A 21754-nucleotide genomic window follows, 5' to 3' on the forward strand; every position below is an offset into this window, starting at 1 on the left:
CCGGCCAAAACCCTTCGTCACGGCCGTCTCGACGCCGTACCGTGGTCCGGTCGATGATCTTGGCGCGGGAAGGGCGGGCACACGGCATGCAGCAGTACCAGGGGTGGGTCGACGAAGGCTACGGCGCCGTCGCGGACGCCTTCGCCGGCAACTTCGCCGAGTTCCCCGAACTCGGCGCCGCCGTCACGGTGTTCGTCGGCGGCCGCAAGGTGGTCGAGCTGTGGGGCGGCACCGCCGACGAGCGGACCGGCCGGGCCTGGGCGCGGGACACCGTCGTCCCCATCTTCTCCTGCGCCAAGGGCGCGGTCAGCATCAGCGCCCTGCTCCTCGCCCAGCAGGGCCGGCTGGACCTGGACGCCCCGATCGCCCGCTACTGGCCCGAGTTCGCGCGCCACGGCAAGCAGGGGATCACCGTCCGGATGATCCTCGGCCACCGGGCGGGGATCCCCGTCCTGGACGCGTCGCCCTCCTTCGAGGAGATCGCCGCATGGACCCCGGTGATCCGCGCGATCGAGCAGCAGCTGCCGCTCTGGGAGCCGGGAGCCACCTACGAGTACCACGGCCATGTGCTCGGCTTCGCGGTCGGCGAGGTGATCCGCCGGATCACCGGACTGACCCCGGGCGCGTTCCTGCGCAAGGAGATCACCGAGCCGCTCGGCGGCCTGCCGCTGTGGATCGGTCTGCCGGAGAGCGAACTCCCTTGCCTGGCAAGGCTGGTGGAGGCCGACGGGCGCCGCCCGATGCCCGGGCCGGAGCACCTGCTCACCCGGATCGTCACCATGAACGGCGCCCTGGTCTTCCCCGGCCTGGACGTGCCGCACGGCTGGAACGACCCGGCCCTGCACGCGATCGAGCTGCCCGGCGCGGGCGCCGTCGCCTCCGCCACCGGTCTGGCCGGCCTGTACGCGGCCGCGGCCACCGGGCTGGACGGCGGGCCCCGGCTGCTATCGCAGGACACCGTGACCGACGCGCTGCGCGAACTCTCCTCCGGCCAGGGATTCCTGGGCTTCGACATGGGCGCCCGCTGGGGCTCCGGCCTGCTGCTCGACTCCCCCGCGTTCCGCCCGCTGCTCGGCGCGCGCAGCTTCGGCAACGACGGCGCGGGCGGCCAGTTCGCCTTCGGGGACGACGAGTTCGGCGTCGGCTTCGCCTACGTGGCGAACCGGATGATCGGCCACGGCGACGCCCGGGCCAACCGGCTGATCGAGGCGGTGCGCGGGTGCCTGGGGTGACGGACTTCCTCGACCGGCTCACCCGGCTCTTCGCCACCGGCGCCCTCGGTGAACTGCGCTACGGCGCCCTGCTGTCCGAACTCTCCGCGCGCTACGGCGACCCGTGGGACGGCGGCCGGATCCACCGCGAGCGCCGTTGGCCGCACGCCTTCGGCTTCGGGGACGCGCTCACGGTGTTCTGCCGCTGCCGGCAGCTCCGCTCGGTGTCCCTGGCGACCTGGCAGGGTGAACTCGACCTCCCCGTGGACGGCGGCGGGACGCGGACCTACCGGACCGCCGTCGTCGAGTCCGAACTGACCGCCGCGCTCACCGCGGCGGGCTGCACCTGGCGGACGGTGGAGTACGAGAACCTGCCCGACCAGCGCACCTTGGAGTTCTCGCCCGTCGAGGACGTCTGGGTGGCCCTGATCCTCACCGACCGCGAGAACCGGGAGGATCCGCCGCTCGCGGACTGGATGCTCTACAAGGTGATGATGTGGGGCTGGGACCACGTCGACTGCCCGGGCCCCGACCCGTCCCTCCCGGACGACGGCTGGGGCGCGTCCGAACGCTGAGCCGGCGCGGGGCCGTTCCGTCCCCTGTGCGGAACGGCCCCGCGCCGACCGGCTACTTGAGCAGGAAGTCGTAGACCGCTCGCCGCCCGGCCGGGTCGGCCGCCCGGGTCTGCACCGAGTGCGCCGCACCCGGGACGATCACGACCTTCGGGTCGTGCGTCAGCTTCGCCTGCTGGTACAGCCACTCGTACGGGGTGGAGAGGTCCCGGTCCCCGCCGAGCAGCAGCACCGGCACGTTCGGCAGCTTGCGGTGCGCCGGCGGCAGCGGCGGCACCTGCTCGCGCGGCCAGTCCAGGCAGACCAGCAGGCTGCCCAGCCCGGTCGCGGTGGCCGGGTCGTACGGCCAGGTCTGCTCGGCCGTCAGGTTCTTCCGGGTCCGCTCCAGCGCGGCCGCCCGGCCCGCCACGGGGGTGTCCGAGGAGCCCCACGGGTAGCGCCCGTCGGCGCACAAGGTGGCGGCGTGCAGGCCCTGGCTGAGCAGTTCGGCCGGGGCGGCGTCGTTCTTGTGGACGTCGTCGATGAAGGCCTGGAGCTTCTGCGGGTTCCCGCCGGCCGCTTCGTGCAGGGCTTCCGGCACCCCGCCGTAGTCGGGGTCGGCGAACTCGTAGCTGGTGAGCGCGTCGAGGATCTGCGCGCCGTTGCCGTACTTCCGCACGGTGGCGGCGAGGTCGGCGGCCGGGTCGGTGGTGCAGCCGGTGGCCTGGCAGGCGGTGCGCAGCACCCGGGCGGTGGCGGGCAGCGCGACCAGGTCCATCGGGTCGTAGCCGCCCTGCGGCACGACCGAGTCGAGCACCAGCCGGTCCACGTGCGCCGGGTGGGCGAGGGCGTAGCGCTCGGCGACGAAGGTGCCGTAGGAGACGCCGTCGAGGGTGAGCCGGCGGTCGCCGAGGGCCTGGCGCAGCAGGTCGATGTCGCCGACGGTGTCGGCGCTGCTGTAGTAGCGGGCGTTCGGGCCGAGGGCGGTGGCGCAGTCGGCGATGGACTGCTTGCGGGGCACGGCGAGGTCGGAGGAGCCCATGTCCTCCTGGAGGCCGGGGCACTGGAGGGCCCGCTGTCCGGTGCCGCGCTGGTCGTACATGACCAGGCGGTAGTCCTTGAGGACGGGTTCCAGCTTGCTCGCGATCTTGCGCATCAGCGGGACGCCGGGCTGGCCGGGGCCGCCGGCGAGGAAGAGCAGGTCGCCCTTGGGGGCGTCGGCGTTGCCGGTCATCGCCACGTCGAGCTGGAGGGTGCCGGGCGTGCGGCCGCTGTGGTCGAGCGGCACGGTGAGGGTGCCGCAGGTGAATTCGGGCGCGCTCTGGCAGGGTGCCTGCCCGGTGACGCCGCCGCCGTGGTGCTGCGGTTCGGCCGGGGCGGCGACGGCGGGGCCGGCCAGGGTGGTGCCGGCGACCACCGCGACGGCTCCCAGCAGGGCGGCGATGCGGCCGCGCGTGCTCGTCATGTTCGTCGGGGTTCCTTCCGCTCGCGCCGCGTCCGTGCTGACGCGGTCACGGGAGAAGCCTGCGCCGGGGCGACTTCGAAGGCGAGCATTCGTGCCAGGATTCGACCAGGGTCGAAGGGTTGACGACCGAAGGGGCGACAAAGCCGACCGTTCCGGCGGGCAGGAAGCCGTCCGGACAGAGGGGTGGACGGCATGATCCGGCTCACGATCGACTCGACCGGGCTCGCCCGCACCCGGTTCGTCGTCTCGCCGTTGCACGAGGCGGTCAACACCCTGATGGCCTCCGGCCTCAACTCCCGCACCGGCCCGTACGCCTGGGTGGGCCGGACCCGCCAGGTGCTGCGGCGGGAGGGGCTGGAGCTGCTGTCCGGGCTGGCACTGGAGCGGTCGGGGGGCTACATCCCCGACTTCCTCTCCCCCCACCCGACCGGCCCCGAGCCGACGGTGGCGGAGCAGTTGGAGGCCGTCCGCCGCACCCCGCCCGAGCGGGTGCGGGCCGAGCTCGACACCGCACTCCACGGCCTGGCCCCGGCGAAGCTGAGCGGTCGCCAGCTGCCCGACGTGGTGCTGCGCACGCTGGCGCGCGGCCCGCGCCACTTCGCCGAGCGGGTCGCGGACGAGCTGGGCCGGTACTGGGAGGCGGCGCTCGCCCCGCACTGGCCGGACGCCCGGGCGGTGCTGGACGCCGAGATCGACCGGCGCGGCCGCCACCTCGCCCGGTACGGCTCCGGCTCGCTGTTCAACTCCCTGACACCCCGGCTCTCCTGGGCGGACGGGCTGCTCCGGCTGGAGAGCCGCTTCGAGGTGAACCTGCCGGCCCGCATGGTGCTGCTGATGCCGACGCTGGTGAGCCAGGAGATCCACGTGATCCTCGACCCGGTCGACGGCGTGGACCGGGCGCCGACCCTGATGTACCCGATCACACCGTCCGTGCCGGTGCCCCGGGCTCCCGCGCCCGCCCTGGCCCAGCTGGTCGGGCCGACCCGGGCGGACCTGCTGGCCGCACTGGTCGACCCGACGACCACCGCCGCCCTGGCCGCCCGGCACTTCCTCAGCGCCGGAACGGTCTCGTACCACCTGGGGGTGCTGCACCGCTCGGGGCTGGTCAGCCGGGTGCGCAGCGGGCGGGAGGTGCTGTACCGGCGGACGCCGCGCGGGGAGGAGCTGGTGACGGCGCACTGAGGAGCGCACCGCGAAGGGCGCATGAGCGGGCGTGTACTCCTGATCTCGCGCCCCTCAGGTCCCTTTCACACCGACGCGCGCGGGAGCACCACCCGCACCCATTCCTCCGGCTGCGACAGGTGCGGAGCGTGACCGGCGCCTCGGTAGAGGTGGCGTTCCGCCTTCTCGAGGGTGAGGTCGATGATGTCCAGCACCTCGCCGTACATCGGCGGACTGTCGTCGCTCTGCGTGAGCAGCACGGCCTCGTTGAAGTCGCCGAGCGCGGTCAGGTCCAGATCCAGCGCGTCCGGGTCCCGCAGCTCGTCCAGGTAGGTCGGGGCGTTGCGGATGAAGGTGTGCCGCACCGGCGCGGGCAGCTGGGCCCACGCTCCCGGCCCGAAGGCGACCGTCTCCACGAACAGCTCCGCCGCCGCGGCCGACTCCGCCTGCTCCAGCAGCTCCCGGACGGCGGCGATCCGGCCGGCGAGTGCGGCGGCGATCGGCCGCAGCTCCGGGTCGGTGAGCAGGACGCCGGTGCCCGGCGGCTCGTGCACGGCGATCCCCCGCAGCAGGTCGGGCCGGACGGAGGCGAGCCGCAGCGCGATCAGCGCGCCGTACGAGTTCCCGCAGACGAAGGCCGGTGCGAGCCCGAGGCCCTCGATCAGCCCGGCCAGGTCGGCGGCGTCCTCGTGCACCGAGCCCTGGGTCAGCGGGTCCTCGCTGCGGCTGTGGCCCCGGCGGTCGTAGGCGACGACGGTGGTGGACTCGGCGAGACCCGGCATCACCCGGGCCCAGGTGTCACCGTCGGTCCACGAGCCGTGCACCAGGACGACGCCGGGGCCTTCGCCTCGGGCCTCGTAGTGCAGCCCGACCCCGTTCACCCTGATCTCGGCCATCACGAGCCTCCCGATGTCGGCGGTGCTCCCTCACCAGCCTGACACAGGCGCGCGGAACGGACAGTCCGGTCAGATCGGGGACTCGAAGAGGTGCGGCTCCCGGTAGCCGAGCCAGGAGGAGGTGGAGGAGGGCTGGTGGCGGCCCTCGGTGGACTCGTCGCAGGGAGGAAGGAGGTGGGCGCGAACCAGCCCTCATCCCGGCGCTCGCCGCAGGGCAGGTTCTGGTGATAGTCGACGTGGAGGCCGGGGCGTCGGCCCGACTCGGGGAGGGCGTGGGTGGTGGACTGCCCGGGCGGTCCTCGGTGTCACCGAGGGTGATCGGGTGCGGGTCGCCGAGGGTCTCGACCATCGCGGCGACGGTGTCGCGGTCGGTGACGGTGTCGGGGAGCCGGAACAGTTCGATCAGACCGGAGGCGGGGGTGAAGCAGCCGGGGGCGAACCGCTCGGGGTAGCCGCCGGGCAGGGGCTCCCAGGCGGCGGGGTCGGGGACGACGGCGCAGGTCTCGTAGTCGGGCTCGAAGTGGCGCCGACGGGGCGGCCGTAGTCGCAACGGGCCTGCAGGGCAGCGGGGTTGCGGAAGGCGATCGCGGCGGGGTGCACGGCGGGTGGACTTCCTTGCGGGGTGCTCGGCCGATGGTCAGGCGAGGAGGACGCGCACCCAGACGCGTTCTGGTCGACAAGGCATCTTGACCTCGGGACTCACCCTGGCGACTGCGTGATCACCGCCCGGTTCGACAACGGCGACGTCCGGCTCGGCGACGACAAGAACCCCGACCGCCCCCACCTCGCCTTCAACCACAGCGAGTGGACCGCCTTCACCCAGGCCATCGAAGCCCGCGACCCCCGCTTCACCGCCTAACTACGCCCCCGGCCCGGCCCGTTCACCAACGGGCCGGGCCGCTGCCGACCGGGACTTCGGCGAGACGTCACCCTGGGGGCGACCAGTCCTGGTCCGCGCAGGTCAGCCACCGGTCAGTGGCCGTGCGTGCCTGGTCCGCCTGTTCCGGGGTCACGACGCCCTCGGCGTCCGGCGCCCGGTCGAGGAGCTCCCGGACCATCCTCATCTGGTCCGCGCTGACGGCCCAGCGCAGCCAGGTGGAGGAGCCGTCCTCGTGCCAGTCCATGATGTTCAGGGTGTGCCGAACGCTCATCATGTCCTCCCGCGTGCCGGCCCGGGCGGGCCCGGGCGCGCCTGGCTCCGGCCCCAGGGCGGGCCCGGGCCGACCGTCACCCGGCGATGCGGACGCGTTCGGCCTGCGGTCCCTTCTGGCCCTGGACGACGTCGAACTCGACCTTCTGGCCTTCCACCAGTTCGCGGAAGCCCGAGCTGTCGATGTTCGAGTAGTGCACGAACACGTCCGGACCACCGCCGTCCTGCTCGATGAACCCGAAGCCCTTCTCGGCGTTGAACCACTTGACTGTCCCAGTAGCCATGACCCCTCCTGGGAGAACGAGGTTGCGCTTCGCCGGGTCGGACGAAGCCGGTGCCGGAAGACTCGCCGACAAGAACCGACGTGGACACTCGTTCGGCAAAGAGCGGCTACCCGGTTCAACCGTAGAGCCGGTGCGCGAGCCTGTCCTGCGGAGGACGAGGAGGCCGGTCACGCCCCCGAGCACGCGGATTCCTTCCGCACACCCCGGCCGTCCCCGGGCCCGCGCGACACGGAGCCCAGGCCCTGCCGGGGTTCCGTGCGACCAACTGCGCTCCCGGCCCGGCCCGTTCACCAACGGGCCGGGCCGCTCCCTCAGCTGATGCCGCGGACCGGCGGCTCGTCCCTGGTGCCGTCCTCGGCGACCACCGTGAACTCCTCCCGGCCCGCCGCCGAGAGGTCCACCGGGTAGAGCGAGGCGGTGTCGTTGACGTCCAGCTCGCGGCTGCGCCGGCCGGTCGCCGCGTCGATCCGGGTCAGCTTGTCGCGGGTCATCGCCCACACCGACGTCCCGTCGACCAGCACGCCCGTCACCTGGTCGTCCAGGCCCGTCGTCCACCGCTTGGTGCCGTCCGCGAGGGAGTACGCGATCAGCCGCCCGGTGGCGGTGCGGCTCGGGCGCGGGCCGCCACTGATGCCGACGTCGCCGGGCTTCTCCCCGGGGACGATGAAGAGGTCGCCGACGACCACACCGCCGTACAGCGGCCGGGCGCTGAACTCGTCGAAGGCGTGGACGCCGCCCAGCATCACGTCCAGGTCGTACTCGGCACCGGAGACCGGTATGGCGGCGCGCTGGCGGCCCGCCCGGTCGAAGCTGAGCACCGCGTGGGTGCCACGCTCGGCCTGGGCGTCGACCCAGACCGCGAGCGGGTCGACGGAGACCACCATGAAGTTCTTGAGCCCGCCCTCGGCCGGCACGGAAGCCCGCGTCCGCCCCTGCCCGTCCCCGGGCGCCAGGGTGCGCACGACTCCCGTCCCGTCAGCGCAATCCGCGGCCGTCACCACGTCCTGGTCCCCGCCCGCGACCTCGATCGGCGTGCACCCGGCGTCGGGCGCGCTGCGCCACAGCTCCCGGCCGTCGGTCAGCCGGACGGCGCGCCAGCCGTCGGTGCCCTGCAGCACCGCCTGGGCGCCCGCGACCGCGACGAGGTCGGAGTCCGCGCTGTCGCCGTCCCGGGCGGGCGCGGCCACGGTGGCGGTCCAGCCCTGCTTGCCGTCCGTGAGGTCCAGCGACGTGACCGTCGCGCAGGGCTTGCCGTGCGGGGAGTGCCCGAGCAGGCCGATGCCGCCCGCGCCGACCCCCCGGCTCATCGTGCACACCGTGTCCTCGCCGGGCGGCGCCCAGCGCCAGGCGACCGCCCCGCCCCCGCTGCGGTAGGCCACCACCTCGTCCGGGCGGACCCGCACCACCAGGTCACCGCTGGTCCAGCTGCCGACCGCGCGAACCGTGGACGGCTGGTCCGGCGCCGCCTTCCAGGAGTCGTTGAGGCCGTCCCCGGCGAAGCAGAGGAAGATCCCCAGCCCGGCCAGGGTGCCGACGGCCACCGCGGGGAGCCCGCGCCGGGGGTGGATCAGCGCCCAGACGAAGCCCGCGCCGCAGGGCAGCATCCCGAGGATGCTGAGGGCACCCATCACCCCGAGGCTGTCGCCGCCGAACCCGTTCGCCGGGCCGAACAGCACCGCCAGGCCGAGGCTCGCGAACATGGCCCCCAGGGCTCCGCCGGCGACCACCATCCAGGTCTCCCCGTCCCTGGCGATCCTGGCGCGCCACCTCATCCTCAGCCGGACGCCGCTGTCCTCGGGCCGCTCGGCCATGCCGGTTTCTCCCCTGCGAAGCGCCGCCCACCACAATCGGGCGGCGATCATCGGATCGTCGCAGAGCAGAGCAAGATCCTGAACAAAGAGCAGGAAAAACCCCTCCCGCCCCTGCACATAGGAGGTCACACCAGCGCGATCGGGACGATTCCCCGCCCCGGCCCGGGTGCCCGGGCACCGCGTCGGAGGGCCGGCCGGGCTGACGCCCCGGGGCGTCAGCCCGTCGCGAACACCGGCCGGTCCGGCACGAACTCGACGTACTCGAAGACCGCCCCGCCGGGGTGCCGGGCGGTGGCGTTGCGCCCGGTCGGCACCTCGTTGGGGCCGTCCAGCAGTTCCCCGCCCCGGCTCCGCAGCAGTTCCCCGAGGCCGTCCAGGTCGTCGACCAGCAGGGTGCCCTGCACCCGGCGGAACGGCGCCCGCGCCTCCTCCGTGCCCGCGACGACCAGCAGGCCGCCGATCCGCGCGACCTCCACCCCGGCGTGCGGGAAGCGCAAACCCTCGCGTTCGCCGGTGAGTTCGCGCAGGGTGGGCAGCGCCTCGTCCAGATCGTCCACGTACACCCGGGCCAGCGTCGCCAGCACCTTCATCCTCCGACCCCACCTCTCCGTACGGTCCGGGGCCGACCCCCGAACAATTCGACTTTCCCGAACTGTCGAAGCGTCATACTAGACAGCGCACCGGGCCCGCCACCAGAGCCGGCCGCAGCCCACCCGAGGAATCCGATGCGGACTCTGCCCCAGCCCCACCCCGACGACTTCGACCTCGCCACCGTCCTGCACGCCCTCGGCGACCCGGTCCGCCTGGAGCTCGTCCGCCGCCTCGCCGAGGACGGCGAGACCACCTGCAGCCCCGAGGGGATGACCGTCCCGCGCTCGACCCTCTCCAACCACTGGCGGCTGCTCCGCGAAGCCGGCGTGGTCGCCGTCCGCACCAGCGGCAAGACCCGCCTGGTCACCCTCCGCCGGACCGAACTCGACACCCGCCTCCCGGGCCTGCTCGGCGCCGTCCTGGCGGAGCTGGCCGCCGACCGCAGCGGGTGACCAACCGCCCGCTCCCCGGGGTAGGTTGAAACGGGCCCGAGCACGGGCACCGGATCGCGGGAAGGGGCGGGGGATGCAGCCGGGCGAGGTACTCGACGGTCGGTACGAACTGGTCGAGCAGATCGGCGAGGGCGCCTTCGGCGCGGTCTGGAAGGCCCGTGACGCACGCATCCAACGCCTCGTCGCCGTCAAGGTGCTGCTCCCCGGCGGCAGCGGATCCCCCAAGGACGCGGCCCGGTTCGCCCGCGAGGTGGCCACGGCCGGCGCGCTCAGCCACCCCTCGATCGTCACCGTGCACGACTTCGGGCAGCACCGGACCGCCGACCGCCCGCTGTTCTTCCTGGTCATGGAGCTGCTCGACGGCGCCCCGCTCAGCCGCCACCTGGCCGACGGCGTACCGGAGTTGGAGCGCTCGCTGGCCTGGGCGGAGCAGATCGCCCGGGCTCTGGCCACCGCGCACCGGGCCGGGGTCGTCCACCGGGACGTCAAGCCGGCCAACGTGATGATCCAGTCCAGCGGCGCGGTCAAGGTGGTCGACTTCGGCATCGCCCGCACCGGCCACGCCGACGACGGCGTCACCAGCACCAACGTGATCGTCGGCACCCCCGCCTACATGGCTCCCGAACGCTTCGAGAACCGCAACCTGGACGCCCGCTCCGACCTCTACGCCTTCGGCTGCCTGCTGTACGAACTCCTCACCGGTCGACCGCCGTTCTGCGGCACCCTGTACGAGCTGATCCGCCAGCACTCCGAGGCCCGGCCGGCCGCCCCCGGGGACCTCCGGCCACCCGTGCCGCCGGAGCTCGACGCCCTCGTCCTGGACCTGCTCGCCAAGGACCCGGCCCGCCGCCCGGCCGACGCCGACGAGGTCGCCGAACGACTGCTCCGGATCGCCGGGACCGCCAGGGCCGTCGGGATCGCCGGGGCCGTCGGGGCCGTCGGGGCCGTCGGGGCCGGTGGAACCGTGCTGCCCGGGGCCGCCGGGGCGCACATCCAGCGGCCCACCGTCCTCGACGCCCTCGCCGCCCACGCCGCCGCCGAACGGGACCCGTACGTCCTGGCCCGCCGCGAGGAGGCCGACACGCTGCTCGCCCGGGCCCGCGAGGAGGTCACCCTGCTCCGGAAGCAGTTCGAGGCCGAGGCGGCACTCCTCCGCCGCCAGGCCGAGCAGGACGTGAACGACATGCGGACCCTCACCGAGTCCGCAGCACAGCAGATCATCGCGGACGCCCGGGCCCGCGGCGAACAGCTCGAACGCGAGTCCGCCGCCCGGGCCGCCGCCAGCCTCAGGCAGCTCAGCGAGACCGAGCAGCGCAACGACCTGCTGAGCCGCCAGGCCGAGAAACTGCGCAGCGACGCGGAGCAGTTGCGGCGCAGCGTGGACAACGCCCGCCGACAGGCCTCGGACTTCCTGGCCGACGCGGTCGCCAAGGCCGGTCTCGGCCCGACGCCGGAACCCCGGTCGCCGTCGGTCGAGCCGCCCCGGTCGCAGTCGATCGAGCCGCCCGCGCAGCGGCGGAAGCTCCCGAGCGTGCAGGAGCTGCTCTCGGGCCGCGCCCGCGCGGGCCAGCGGAACGCACAGGGCCCGGAGGACGAGCAGGGGCGCCGCCGGTAGGCCAACCCGCTGTGGTGCGTGAGCAGTTGGCGTGGCAGCAAGCTTGGCCCGTCGTGACGCCACCCTCCCGCGCTCGCCCGACCGGGTGAGCGTCCACCCCCGACCGTTCGCACACACCCCGACGGCTCGTTCTGCTGTACATGACCCCCGCGCTCTCCACAGCTTCCGCACGCCCCGGACACAGCACGGCCCCGAGGCCGTCGTGGCGGTGATCGGCCGGGCCACGGCGGCGGTGCTCTCCCTCGCCATCCTGCTGGTACCGGCGGCCGTCACCCCCGGCGAGCAGCGGACGCCCGCGGTCGGGGCCGGGTGGTGGGAGGTGTCCGCGAACGCCGCCAATGTCCGGAGCGACCACTTCGGCGGCGCCGTCGTGACCGGGCTGGCCCGGTCCGGCGACCGGGTCGAGGTCGTGGACACCTGGACCTCCCCGCTCGGCGCCCGCTGGGCGAAGGTGCTGGTCACCCGTACCCGCGTCACCGGCTGGGTGCTGTGGGCCCTCCTGACGCACCGTGACCCGCCGCCGGAACCGTAGAATCCGTGTGTCCGGCCCGGCGCCGCCGTGGCCCGACCGTCCCCGACACTCCCCACAGCTCCCCAGGAAGGACCGGCGTGTTCCGAGCCCAGCGCCCGCGCACCGCACAGCTCACCCCGTGGGAGGGCGACGGCCCGGTCTCCGGCGTCGCCCTGCTGCTGCCCGGCGGGTTCATCCGCAGCCGGCGCGGACCGCTGCGGATCGCCGAACTGGGCCTCCAGGGGCTCGCCGCCGAACTCAACGGCCGCGGCCGCCCGCACGGTCTCGCGGTGCACCTGCTGCGCTACCGCTACAGCGGCTGGAACGGCGCCGACGCCGACACCGCGGTCGACACCCGGTGGGCGCTCGACGAGCTCGCCCGCCGCTACCCGGGCGCACCGGTGGTGCTGATCGGCAACTCGCTCGGCGGGCGGGCGGCGTTCTGGTGCGCGGGGCACCCGAGCGTGGCCGGGGTGGCCGGGATCGCCCCCTGGCTGCCCACCGGCGACCGGGTCGACCAGCTCGCCGGACGACGGGTGCTGATCGTGCACGGCACCGCCGACCGCAGCGCGGCCAACGCCGCCCAGTCCCTGGAGTACGCGCTGCGCGCCCGGCAGGTGGTGCCCGAGCTCGCACGCTACGAGGTGCCCGGGGGCAGCCATTACCTGGTCCGGCAGAGCGCCGACATCAACGCGCTGACCACGGACTTCACCCTGGCGACGATGGGCGCCGAGGGCGCCGCACTGGCGACCGGGACGGTCTGCACCCGTCTGCCGGCCCGCGCATAGCCGGAGCCCGGAGCAGCAGCGCCGCCAGCAGGTGCCCGAGCGACGCCCTGGACGAGGCCTCACCCCGGGCCACCGCCTCGGCATGCTCACGCTCCAGGTGCTCGACCCCGGCCTGCGCCAACTCCCGGACGCCCTGCTCCACTTGCCAACAGGAGTGCCCGAAGGCCGCCGCCTCCAGCCCCGCCACGGCCAGCACCTCCTGCGCCCACGTCGTCCTCGCCGTACGGGACACCCAGCGCGGCGAAGCCGCAGCCGTCGAGTCCTTCACTGCCGCCCTCCCCACCCCGGCGAGCCGCCCCTGACCGGACCACCCCGCCCCGCCAGCCCGCCGACCCCACCCGCAGAATCGCATTGGCGATCCGCCACCTCTCCTGCCTATCGTCGGGGCATGACCACCCGAACCTTCCGCATCATGGTGCGCGGCGTCTTCGACGCCCTCAGCGACGAGCAACGCGCCGAACTCCTCGCCGCCGCACCCGAGCACGACGTCCTGCACGCCGCCTTCACCCGCGAGGGCCACCTCAGCTACGACCTCGCCGCACGGGCCGCCTTCACCTTCCGCTTCCTGGACGAGGGCGAGGCCGAGGAGGACATCCTGGAGGCCACCGAGCGGGCCGAGCAGGCAGCGCGGTCCTGGCTGACCGGCCGCGGCTACGGCTACAAGAACCTCCGCTCCCAGGCCGAAGACCTCTCCCAGGCGCCCCTCGGCAAGCGGCAGCGCCGCGCCGCCAACGCCGGCTGACCGACCCCCCTCCCCCGCCACCTCCTTGACGGCTCCACCCATGGCTATACTTGAGTAGTCAAGGAGGTGGCAATGACAAGCCCGACGAACCCAGATCCCGACGCCGCCCTCGGCGCCGGCACCACCCTCAACCCCGACGCAGCCCCCGCCCCCCGACCCGACCCGCTCGACACCGCCCTGCGCCTGGTCCGCGCCCAGGCCGCCGTGGTCAAGCGCTTCGACGCGAGCCTCAGCGGCCTGCACGGCGTGAGCCTGTCCGACTTCACCCTGCTGCTGCACCTCGCCCAGGCCCCCGGTGGACGGATGCGCCGGGTCGACCTCGCCGAGGCCCTCGGCCTGACCGCCTCCGGCGTCACCCGCGGCCTCGCCCCGCTGGAGCGGATCGGCCTGGTGGCCCGCGAGGCCGCCGCCCGCGATGCCCGGGTCGCCTACGCCGCCCTCACCCCGACCGGCCGCGAACGGCTCGCCGAGATGCTGCACACCGCCCGACAGGTCGCCGCCGAGCACTTCGCCCCCGCCCAGTGGAGCAGCGGTGACCTCACCCAGCTGTCCACCCTGCTCACCCGCCTCGGCGGCACCGCCCCCGAGCACCGGCACATCCCGAGGCCGTGACCAAGCCCGAGGCCGAGGCCGAGGCCGGACCCCCACCCAGCCGGCCACCCGGCCACCCCACGCCCTAGGCTGAACCAGAACCACCCGAACCACCCCTACCACCCGCCCCATCCGAACGGCCCACACCACCCGCACCACCCGCACCACGGCGCAACCCCCGCGAAGGGCACCACCATGACCCGCACTCCCGACCCGACGCCCCACCCGTCGCCCCACCGGGAGCCCGCCCTCGCCGAGGCCCAACGCGCGCACTGGCAGCGGACGTACCACGCCCACCCCGGGATGTACGGCGAGCAGCCGTCCGCCCCCGCCGAGTACGCCGCACGGACCTTCGCCGCCGCCGGTGCCCACCAGGTGCTCGAACTCGGCGCCGGCCACGGCCGCGACGCCCTCCACTTCGCCCGCACCGGATTCACCGTGCTGGCCACCGACTTCAGCCCGACCGGGCTGGAGCAGCTGCGCACCGCCGCCGCCGGGCAGGGCCTGGCCGAGCGGGTCCGCACCACCGTGCACGACGTCCGCGACCCGCTGCCCCTCCCGGACGCCTCCATCGACGCGGTGTTCGCCCACATGCTGCTCTGCATGGCGCTCGGCACCGAGGAGATCGCGGCGCTGGTCGCCGAGGTCCGCCGGGTCCTGCGCCCGGACGGCACCTTCGTCTACACCGTCCGCCACACCGGCGACGCCCACTTCGGCGCCGGCACCGGCCACGGGGACGACATCTGGGAGCACGGCGGCTTCGCCGTCCACTTCTTCCCCCGCGAGCTGGTGGACCGGCTCGCGGAGGGCTGGCACCTCACCGAGGTCCACCCCTTCGAGGAGGGCGAACTGCCCCGCCGCCTCTGGCGCATCACCCAGGAGACCCCCCGATGACCACCTCCGACGCCGCCGCCACCAACGCCGCCGCCACCGAAGTCAGCGGCACAGCCGACCTCACCGTCGACGGCACCGGCCTGCTCTGCGTCCAGCTCCTGCTCCGCCTGCGCGCGCAGATCGCCCACCTCCCGGCCGGCGCCGTGGTCCACATCCAGACCACCGACCCCGCCGCCCCGCTCGACCTGCCCGCCTGGTGCCACCTGACCGGTCACGAGTACCTCGGCCCGGTCCCGTCCCCCGCCCCGGACCACGAGGTCTACGCCCTGCGCCTCACCTCGGCCCCCGTCCAGACCCGCCCCGACCGCCCCTGGCACCCCACCACCGCCGGCTAGGCGCGCGAGGCCCCGTCCGCGCGGAAATCCGCGCGCGTTCACCCCTCCCCCCGGGTGAGACTGCTCCCGTGCCCACCACAGCCCGCACAGCCCCCGCCCCGGACGCCCCGCGCGCCAACCAGCTCCTCGGCCACCCGCCCGACGCCCGCCTCCTGCTCCTCAACTGCGACGACCTCGGCCGGGACGAGTCCGTCAACCTCGCCGTCATCGAGGCCGTCCAGCAGGGCATCGCGGCCTCCTGCAGCCTGATGACGCCCTGCCACGCCGCCCCGCACGCGCTCCGACTCCTGCGCCGCCACCCGGAGATCCCCTTCGGCATCCATCTCACCCTGGTCTGCGAGGCGCCGCACCTGCGCTGGGGCCCGCTGGCCGCCCGCGACCAGGTGTCCTCCCTGCTCACCCCGGACGGCGAGCTGTACGCCCCCACCCCGGCCGGCCGCGCCGCACTCGCCGCCGGGGCCCGACTCGACCACGTGGAACGCGAGTTCCGCGCCCAGATCAACGCGGTCGAGGCGACCGGCCTCGGCCTCAGTCCGACCCACCTGGACTTCCACTGCCTGGCCGACGGCGGCCGTGACGACATCCTCGACCTCACCCTCGCCCTCGGCGCCGAGTACGGCCTGGCGGTACGGGTCTGGCTGCCGCCCGCGCTGGCCCGGCTGCGCGAGCGCGGCCTGCCGGTGGTCGACCACGGCTTCCTCGACAGCTTCGCCGTCCCCCTGGACGACAAGCCCGCCCACTACGCCCGACTGCTCGCCGCCCTCCCGCCGGGCCTGACCGAGTGGGCCGTCCACCCGAGCCTCGCCACCGGCCCCCACCGCCACGTCCCCCCGCACCGCGACCAGGCCGACGACGGCTGGCGCGTGCGCCGCTCCGACTACGAGTTCCTGGTCTCCCCCGAGGCCCGACGGCTGCTCACCGACCTCGGCATCACCGTGCTCGACTACCGTCCGCTGCAGGAAGCCTGGCAAGCCGCCCGAGGACCGGTCACGCCGTGGGGGCCTTCGCCCGCCCAGGTGTGCCACGATGAGGAGAAAACGTAACGGTCCGGCACCACAGGGAGGTTGACCACCATGGATCCGATCCTCAGTTGCCGATGGCTGGACCAGCGCGGCGCTTGGGAGCTGGCGATCCGCCACAACGGCACCGACTGGGAGCTGTTGGCGGCCGCACCGTTCTGGTCGGAGTCGCTCCCGTTCGCAGACCCGGACGAGGTCCGCCGGTTCGCCCAGACCCTGCTCGACCTACCCGCCGAACCCGAGCCGTACGAGTTCGAGTGGCAGCTCTCCCGCACGGACGTCACCGACACGGGCACCGGGAAGCAGCACGACCTCCACGCGACCCTCACGGTAGGGCTGGACCCCCTGGACGACCACCGCCCTTACCTCGCCTACCAGTCGTACCACCACCTGAGCCACAGCACCGCCCTGGGCATGGAGGTGATCTGCGAGGACCCGCCGGTCGACCACCTCCGCGCCCAGGCCCACGCCTTCCTCACCAACTGCCCCGGCCCGCCGCGCCGGTGGCCGTGACGGCCCGCCCGCTCAGTCGGCGGACCGCACCGCCCGTGCCGCCCAGTCCAGCACCGCCGACGAACTCTCCGGCGCCGCCCACCCGTTGACCACCGCCAGCAGCTCCAGGTACCGCTCCCGCCGGGGGTCCGCCATCGCCGTGAGTCGCTCCGCCAGCCGGGCCCGCAGCGGGTCCGGCGCCCCCGCCGTACCCACCAGCCCCGCGTACCGCTCCAGCAGCACGGTGACCACCCGCGCCGCCTCCCCCGAACCCGAACCCGAACCCGACACCGAACCCGACACCGACGCCGACGCCGACACCGACTCCGGCGCCACCCCCACCGCCACCAGCGGACCGGCCAACTCCCGTACCAGCAGCGCCAGTCCGGGCCGGGGCACAGACCCCTCGCCGCCCTCCGCGGCCTCGCCCTCCGCCAGCCCGCGCATCAGTGCCCGGAACCCGGCGTCCCCGGCCAGCTGCGCCAGCTCCACCCAGGCCTCGACCTGTTCGGCCGACGGATCCTCCGGCAGCTCCGGCGTCAACGACCGCGCGACCCCGCCGAACCGCCCGCCCCGAACCTCCGCCACACCCGAACGCCCAGAACCCCCCGACCCGAACACCTCTGCCAGGAACTCCCCGACCAGGCGGCCCAGTTCACCCTCCGTCAACTCCGCCAACTGGTGCACGAGCGTCAACTCCTCTGCGGTCGCCCCGCGCACGGCCACCGCCCGCAGCACCGCCTGCCGCAGCCGCAGCACCCGGATCCGCGCCTCCAGTGCCGCAGCGTGCGCCGCAGCGACCTCGGCCAGCGCACGCTCCCGCCCCAGCACCTGCCGGACCTCCGGCAGCCCGAGCCCGAGTTCCCGCAGGGTACGCACCAGTTCCAGGCGGGCGACGGCGTCCGCGCCGTACCGCCGGTGGCCGGCCGGGTTGCGGTCGGCCGGCGGCGCGATCCCCTGGTCCGAGTAGAACCGGACGGTCTTCACCGTCAGCCCGGTCCGTCGGGCCAGCTCACCGATGGTGAGGAACGAGGGGAGCGCATCGCCGTTCATGCCCACCACCCTGCCGCCTCCCCCTACGGGAGGTGCAAGCCGCCGACCGGACCGGGCCCTCCCGTCCGGATCCGACCGAACGCGGTCCGAGCGGGAGGGCCCACGCCTCAGGCAGTCCGCCGCAGCAGCGCCAGGTACATCGCGTCCGTCCCGTGCAGGTGCGGCCACAGCTGCACGTCCGGACCGTCACCGAGCGCCGGGACACCGGGCAGCAGCGGCCGCGCGTCGATCCACTCGACCCGGCCGCCCTCCCCGCGCAGCACGTCGTCGACGACCGCCCGGGTCTCCGCGAGGTGCGGCGAGCAGGTCGCGTAGCCGACCACCCCGCCGATCCGGGTGGCCTCGATCGCCGAGCGCAGCAGGTCCCGCTGGAGCGGGCCGAAGGCGGCGACGTCGGCCGGCCGGCGGCGCCAGCGCGCCTCCGGACGGCGGCGCAGCGCGCCCAGACCGGAGCACGGCACGTCGACCAGGACGCGGTCGAAGCCGCCGGAGCGCCAGGCCGGGCGGGTCCCGTCGGCCGCGATCACCGTGTACGGCCCGGGGTTGCCCTCCAGGGCCCGCGCCACCAGCCGGGCCCGGTGCGGCTGCTTCTCGCTGGCGACCAGCCCGGCGCCCCGCTCCGCGGCGAGCGCGCCGAGCAGTGCGGCCTTGCCGCCGGGGCCGGCACAGCCGTCCAGCCAGAGCCGGTCCGGGCCCTCCAGCGGCGCCGCGGCCAGCGCCAGCGCGACCAGCTGGCTGCCCTCGTCCTGCACACCGGCCCGGTTCTCCCGGACGGCGTCCAGCGCGCCCGGGTCGCCGCCCTCGGCGAGCCGCAGCGCGAACGGGGACCAGCGCCCGGGCTGGGCCTCCGGCAGCACGTCGGCCAGTTCACCGACGGTGGCCCGGCCGGGCCGGGCGACCAGGGTGACCTCGGGCCGCTCGTTGTCGGCCCGCAGCAGTTCCTCGATCGCGGTGCGCCCGGAGGCGCCCGGCTGCCAGCGGCCGAGCGAGTCCCAGAGCGCGGAGACCACCCAGCGCGGGTGCGAGTGCACGACCGCCAGGTGGTCCTCGGCGTCCTTGTCGTACGAGGGCGCGACCCGCTCGATCCAGGCGTCCAGGTCGTGCGCGCTGATCCGGCGCAGCACGGCGTTGACGAACTTGGCCTTGCCGTCGCCGAGCACCACCCGGGCCAGCTCGACGGTCGCCGAGACGGCCGCGTGGCTGGGGATGCGGGTGGTGAGCAGCTGGTGGGCGCCGAGCGAGAGCACGTCGAGGACCGGCGGGTCGACCTTGCTCAGCGGCCGGTCGATGCAGGCCGCGATGACCGCGTCGTAGGTGCCCTGCAGCCGCAGGGTGCCGTAGACGAGCTCGGTGGCAAGGGCGGCGTCGCGCCGGTCCATGCCCTTCTGCTCCGCCTCGCGGAGCAGGGAGGGCAGGATCAGGTTGGCGTACGCGTCCCGCTCGTCGACGGCGCGCAGCGCCCGGAACGCGACGATCCGGGCCGGGTCCTTCTTGGGACGGCGGTGCGGGCGGGGCGCCCGCTTGGCGCCGGACGTGCCGGGGGTGCTGGGGGTGCTCACAGAAACCTCAAAGTGCTGCGATGGTTATCGGAAGATCTTGAACGAACCGAACGAACCGAACGGCTCGAACGAACAGTAACGCCAAACCCGACGGTCAGCCCTCGGAGCCGTCCCCCCGGGTCCCGAACCGCTCCCCCGCCTCCAGCCGCGCCCCGCGCGCCCAGTCGGCCGCCCGCATCTCCTTCTTCCCCTGCGGACGCACCTCCCCCAGCTCGATGTCGTGCGACCCGGTCCCGACCCGCACGCTGTTCTTGCCCGCCATCGCGACCTCGCCCGGCGCCAGCTCGGCCGACTCCGGCAGCAGCTTGACCGGCCCGGTGACCTTCAGCCGCTCGCCCCGGAACTCCGTCCACGCCCCCGGTGCCGGCGCGCAGCCACGCACCACCCGGTCGATCCGAAGTGCCGGGTGGCTCCAGTCGATCCGGGCGTCCTCGACGGTGATCTTCGGCGCGAGCGTGACGCCCTCGGCCGGCTGCGGCACGGCGTGCAGCGAGCCGTCCGCGATGCCGTCCATGGTGGCGGCGAGCAGCCGGGCGCCGGAGAACGACAGCCGGGTGAGCAGTTCACCGCTGGTGTCGGCCGGGCGGATCTCCTCGGTGATCACGCCGTAGACCGGGCCGGAGTCCAGGCCCCGCTCGATCAGGAAGGTGGAGGCGCCGGTCACCTCGTCACCGGCCAGCACCGAGTGTTGGACCGGGGCCGCACCGCGCCAGGCGGGCAGCAGCGAGAAGTGCAGGTTGACCCAGCCGTGCTTGGGGATCTCCAGGGTGCCGGGCCGCAGCAGCGCGCCGTAGGCGACCACCGGGCAGCAGTCGGGGGCGAGTTCGGTGAGCCGGGCGACAAAGTCCGGGTCGCTCGGCTTCGCCGGCTTGAGGACCTCGATCCCGGCCTCCTCGGCGCGCTGGGCGACGGGGCTGGCGACCAGCTTGCGCCCGCGCCCGGCGGGGGCGTCGGGGCGGGTGACCACCGCGACGACCTCGTGCCGGTCGGAGGCGATCAGCGCGTCCAGGGCGGGAACGGCGACCTCGGGGGTGCCGGCGAAGACGAGACGCATCAAGTGCCTTTCTGCATACGGAAATCGAGGAACGGACTCAGCGCGGGACGGACTCGGCGCGGGACGAACTCGGCCCGGGGAGACCTCAGCGCGCCGAGCCGAAGGTGCTGTGCGGCGAGACCTTCACGACGGGCGCCGGTCCGGTGCCCCAGTCGCTCTCCCGGATGGCCTTCAGCGCGGCCTTGCGCTGCTCCCGGTCGAGCCGGTCGATGAAGATGATGCCGTCCAGGTGGTCGGTCTCGTGCTGGATGCACCGGGCGAGCAGTTGGGTGCCCTCCAGCGTGACCGGGTCGCCGTACATGTTGAAGCCCTTGGCCACCACGCCGTACGCGCGCCTGGTGTCGTAGCGCAGTCCGGGCAGCGACAGGCAGCCCTCCGGGCCCTCCTGCTCGTCCTCGCTGAGTGACAGGTCCGGGTTGATCAGGTGCCCGGTGACGCCGTCCACGTGGTACGTGAACACCCTTAGCGATACGCCGAGTTGGGGTGCGGCCAGGCCGGCACCGGGGGCGTCGAGCATGGTGTCGGTGAGATCGGAGACCAGGTTGCGCAGTTCCTTGTCGAAGGTGGTCACCGGCTGGGCGGTGGCCCGCAGGACGGGGTCTCCGAAGAGACGGATCGGCTGGATCGCCACGGGGTACGGGCTCCTGTCCGGGATGGGCGCGGGCTACGGGCAACGGCTGGTTCCCCGCAAGTCTATGCAACCCGCCCGGGCGCCCCGACGGCCGTCCGCGGACGCCCGCATCGGCTACTGGCATATCCCGAACCTGCCGAGCCGCGTTACCCCGGCCCCCGCTTCGGCGTTGGTCAAGAGAGATTGACCGGGGCCGGGCGCACGGGACACCGCGCTCCGGCCGAGCTGAACCGTACGGAAGGTGGCACGTAGGCCATGGCTGAGCAGATCAACCACGACGCCCGGGCACGGGCGAGCCTGCACCTGCTGGTGCGGGACATCGAGCGGGTGAGGCGCCAGGTCGACGCGCTGCGGACGCTCACCGCCCAGCTGGGCAACGTCTACCGACCGCGCCGTCCGAGCACCTCGGCCGGCTTCGTGGTGTACGGACGGGCGCCGGCGCCGACGGTGCGGCTGGCGCAGGAGCTGCGGGAGAGCGTGGAGACCCTGGTGGCGGCGGCGGTCGAGTTCGACCGGGCACTGGGCTTCTCCTGGGACTCGGTGGGCTCCGCCCTCGGGGTCACCAAGCAGGCGGTGCACCGCCGCTACGGCATGCGCCGCCCGACCAGCGAACTCCTCGCCGCCAGCGGCGCCGTCCCGGGCCCCACCCGCCCGGACCGCTCCGAGGAGCTCCCCTCCCCCACCGAACGCGGCGGCCTGGCCGCCACCGTTCCCGCGGCCCGCCAGGGCGGCCTCGACCGCTCCAGCCTGGAACGCAACGCCCACGACCGCAACACCCTTGAGCGCAGCCCCATCGACCGCACCCCGATCGACCGCACCCCCATCGACCGCGACCGCACGCCCGCCGAACGCCCTCAGACCGGCATCCCCCTCCGCGGCTGACCAGCCCCGCCACACC

Annotated in this window: 25 protein-coding genes; 15 read left to right on the forward strand and 10 right to left on the reverse strand. The window is 74.3% G+C overall.

Going from position 1 to position 21754, the window contains the following annotated elements:
• Positions 1–86: 86 nt before the first annotated feature.
• Positions 87–1232, forward strand: a complete 1146-nt coding sequence (locus ACZ7BZ_RS18165; protein ID WP_470359169.1) for a serine hydrolase domain-containing protein — start codon at positions 87–89, stop codon at positions 1230–1232.
• Positions 1229–1786: a hypothetical protein gene (locus ACZ7BZ_RS18170; protein ID WP_470359170.1), complete on the forward strand. Its 558-nt coding sequence runs from the start codon at positions 1229–1231 to the stop codon at positions 1784–1786. Before ACZ7BZ_RS18165 ends, ACZ7BZ_RS18170 begins: the two co-directional genes overlap by 4 nt.
• Before the next feature lie 52 nt (positions 1787–1838).
• Here the strand turns inward: ACZ7BZ_RS18170 and ACZ7BZ_RS18175 are convergent, their stop codons facing one another.
• The gene (locus tag ACZ7BZ_RS18175) at positions 1839–3227 is read right to left on the reverse strand and encodes an alpha/beta fold hydrolase (protein WP_470359171.1); all 1389 of its coding nucleotides are present in this window, start codon (positions 3225–3227) and stop codon (positions 1839–1841) included.
• 192 nt (positions 3228–3419) lie between these two features.
• On the opposite strand from ACZ7BZ_RS18175, the gene ACZ7BZ_RS18180 reads away from it, so the two are divergent.
• On the forward strand, positions 3420–4409 hold the full coding sequence (locus tag ACZ7BZ_RS18180; RefSeq protein WP_470359172.1) for an ArsR/SmtB family transcription factor: 990 nt from the start codon (positions 3420–3422) through the stop codon (positions 4407–4409).
• Between the two features lie 65 nt (positions 4410–4474).
• On the opposite strand, the gene ACZ7BZ_RS18185 is transcribed toward ACZ7BZ_RS18180, so the two are convergent.
• The gene (locus ACZ7BZ_RS18185; RefSeq protein WP_470359173.1) at positions 4475–5284 is read right to left on the reverse strand and encodes an alpha/beta fold hydrolase; all 810 of its coding nucleotides are present in this window, start codon (positions 5282–5284) and stop codon (positions 4475–4477) included.
• A gap of 715 nt (positions 5285–5999) precedes the next feature.
• Here ACZ7BZ_RS18185 and ACZ7BZ_RS18190 point away from each other — a divergent pair.
• The gene (locus ACZ7BZ_RS18190; RefSeq protein ID WP_470359174.1) at positions 6000–6143 is read left to right on the forward strand and encodes a DUF397 domain-containing protein; all 144 of its coding nucleotides are present in this window, start codon (positions 6000–6002) and stop codon (positions 6141–6143) included.
• A 67-nt stretch (positions 6144–6210) separates the two neighbouring features.
• Here the strand turns inward: ACZ7BZ_RS18190 and ACZ7BZ_RS18195 are convergent, their stop codons facing one another.
• The 4 genes from ACZ7BZ_RS18195 to ACZ7BZ_RS18210 all read right to left on the reverse strand — a co-directional run bounded on the left by ACZ7BZ_RS18195 (position 6211) and on the right by ACZ7BZ_RS18210 (position 9119).
• Positions 6211–6435, reverse strand: a complete 225-nt coding sequence (locus tag ACZ7BZ_RS18195; RefSeq protein WP_380458539.1) for a hypothetical protein — start codon at positions 6433–6435, stop codon at positions 6211–6213.
• A 76-nt stretch (positions 6436–6511) separates the two neighbouring features.
• Complete coding sequence (locus tag ACZ7BZ_RS18200) at positions 6512–6718, reverse strand: cold-shock protein (RefSeq protein WP_380458541.1); 207 nt, start codon at positions 6716–6718, stop codon at positions 6512–6514.
• A gap of 311 nt (positions 6719–7029) precedes the next feature.
• Entirely contained in the window at positions 7030–8529 is a 1500-nt protein-coding gene (locus tag ACZ7BZ_RS18205; RefSeq protein WP_470359175.1) for an outer membrane protein assembly factor BamB family protein, read from the reverse strand.
• A gap of 215 nt (positions 8530–8744) precedes the next feature.
• Positions 8745–9119, reverse strand: coding sequence for a VOC family protein (locus ACZ7BZ_RS18210; protein ID WP_470359176.1), 375 nt, complete (start codon positions 9117–9119; stop codon positions 8745–8747).
• Positions 9120–9254: 135 nt separating this feature from the next.
• Between ACZ7BZ_RS18210 and ACZ7BZ_RS18215 the strand changes: the two genes are divergently transcribed.
• From ACZ7BZ_RS18215 to ACZ7BZ_RS18260, 10 genes are all read left to right on the forward strand, one after another.
• Positions 9255–9572 carry an ArsR/SmtB family transcription factor gene (locus ACZ7BZ_RS18215; protein WP_380458547.1) on the forward strand — a complete coding sequence of 106 codons (318 nt, stop codon included), beginning with the start codon at positions 9255–9257 and terminating at the stop codon, positions 9570–9572.
• A 73-nt stretch (positions 9573–9645) separates the two neighbouring features.
• A complete protein-coding gene (locus ACZ7BZ_RS18220; RefSeq protein WP_470359177.1) occupies positions 9646–11187 on the forward strand; it encodes a serine/threonine-protein kinase in 1542 nt (513 codons plus the stop codon).
• Between the two features lie 202 nt (positions 11188–11389).
• Complete coding sequence (locus ACZ7BZ_RS18225) at positions 11390–11719, forward strand: hypothetical protein (RefSeq protein WP_470359178.1); 330 nt, start codon at positions 11390–11392, stop codon at positions 11717–11719.
• Between the two features lie 77 nt (positions 11720–11796).
• The gene (locus ACZ7BZ_RS18230; protein WP_470359179.1) at positions 11797–12486 is read left to right on the forward strand and encodes an alpha/beta hydrolase; all 690 of its coding nucleotides are present in this window, start codon (positions 11797–11799) and stop codon (positions 12484–12486) included.
• A gap of 388 nt (positions 12487–12874) precedes the next feature.
• Positions 12875–13228, forward strand: coding sequence for a DUF6204 family protein (locus tag ACZ7BZ_RS18235; protein WP_380458600.1), 354 nt, complete (start codon positions 12875–12877; stop codon positions 13226–13228).
• 72 nt (positions 13229–13300) lie between these two features.
• Positions 13301–13840: a MarR family winged helix-turn-helix transcriptional regulator gene (locus tag ACZ7BZ_RS18240; protein ID WP_470359180.1), complete on the forward strand. Its 540-nt coding sequence runs from the start codon at positions 13301–13303 to the stop codon at positions 13838–13840.
• Positions 13841–14014: 174 nt separating this feature from the next.
• Positions 14015–14713 carry a class I SAM-dependent methyltransferase gene (locus ACZ7BZ_RS18245; RefSeq protein ID WP_470359181.1) on the forward strand — a complete coding sequence of 233 codons (699 nt, stop codon included), beginning with the start codon at positions 14015–14017 and terminating at the stop codon, positions 14711–14713.
• On the forward strand, positions 14710–15048 hold the full coding sequence (locus ACZ7BZ_RS18250; protein ID WP_470359182.1) for a sulfurtransferase TusA family protein: 339 nt from the start codon (positions 14710–14712) through the stop codon (positions 15046–15048). Before ACZ7BZ_RS18245 ends, ACZ7BZ_RS18250 begins: the two co-directional genes overlap by 4 nt.
• Before the next feature lie 68 nt (positions 15049–15116).
• On the forward strand, positions 15117–16091 hold the full coding sequence (locus tag ACZ7BZ_RS18255; RefSeq protein WP_470359183.1) for a polysaccharide deacetylase family protein: 975 nt from the start codon (positions 15117–15119) through the stop codon (positions 16089–16091).
• Positions 16092–16121: 30 nt separating this feature from the next.
• Entirely contained in the window at positions 16122–16580 is a 459-nt protein-coding gene (locus ACZ7BZ_RS18260; protein WP_470359184.1) for a hypothetical protein, read from the forward strand.
• Between the two features lie 12 nt (positions 16581–16592).
• Here ACZ7BZ_RS18260 and ACZ7BZ_RS18265 read toward each other — a convergent pair whose 3' ends face one another.
• The 4 genes from ACZ7BZ_RS18265 to def form a co-directional block, all read right to left on the reverse strand.
• Entirely contained in the window at positions 16593–17612 is a 1020-nt protein-coding gene (locus tag ACZ7BZ_RS18265) for a MerR family transcriptional regulator (RefSeq protein ID WP_470359185.1), read from the reverse strand.
• A 107-nt stretch (positions 17613–17719) separates the two neighbouring features.
• A complete protein-coding gene (locus ACZ7BZ_RS18270; protein WP_470359186.1) occupies positions 17720–19171 on the reverse strand; it encodes an RsmB/NOP family class I SAM-dependent RNA methyltransferase in 1452 nt (483 codons plus the stop codon).
• Positions 19172–19265: 94 nt separating this feature from the next.
• The gene (fmt, locus tag ACZ7BZ_RS18275; RefSeq protein ID WP_470359187.1) at positions 19266–20225 is read right to left on the reverse strand and encodes a methionyl-tRNA formyltransferase; all 960 of its coding nucleotides are present in this window, start codon (positions 20223–20225) and stop codon (positions 19266–19268) included.
• Positions 20226–20310: 85 nt separating this feature from the next.
• Entirely contained in the window at positions 20311–20856 is a 546-nt protein-coding gene (gene def, locus ACZ7BZ_RS18280; protein WP_470359188.1) for a peptide deformylase, read from the reverse strand.
• A gap of 255 nt (positions 20857–21111) precedes the next feature.
• Between def and ACZ7BZ_RS18285 the strand changes: the two genes are divergently transcribed.
• Complete coding sequence (locus tag ACZ7BZ_RS18285; RefSeq protein WP_470359189.1) at positions 21112–21738, forward strand: hypothetical protein; 627 nt, start codon at positions 21112–21114, stop codon at positions 21736–21738.
• Positions 21739–21754 lie beyond the last annotated feature (16 nt).

It is taken from the genome of Kitasatospora sp. NPDC036934 (genome assembly GCF_055608425.1).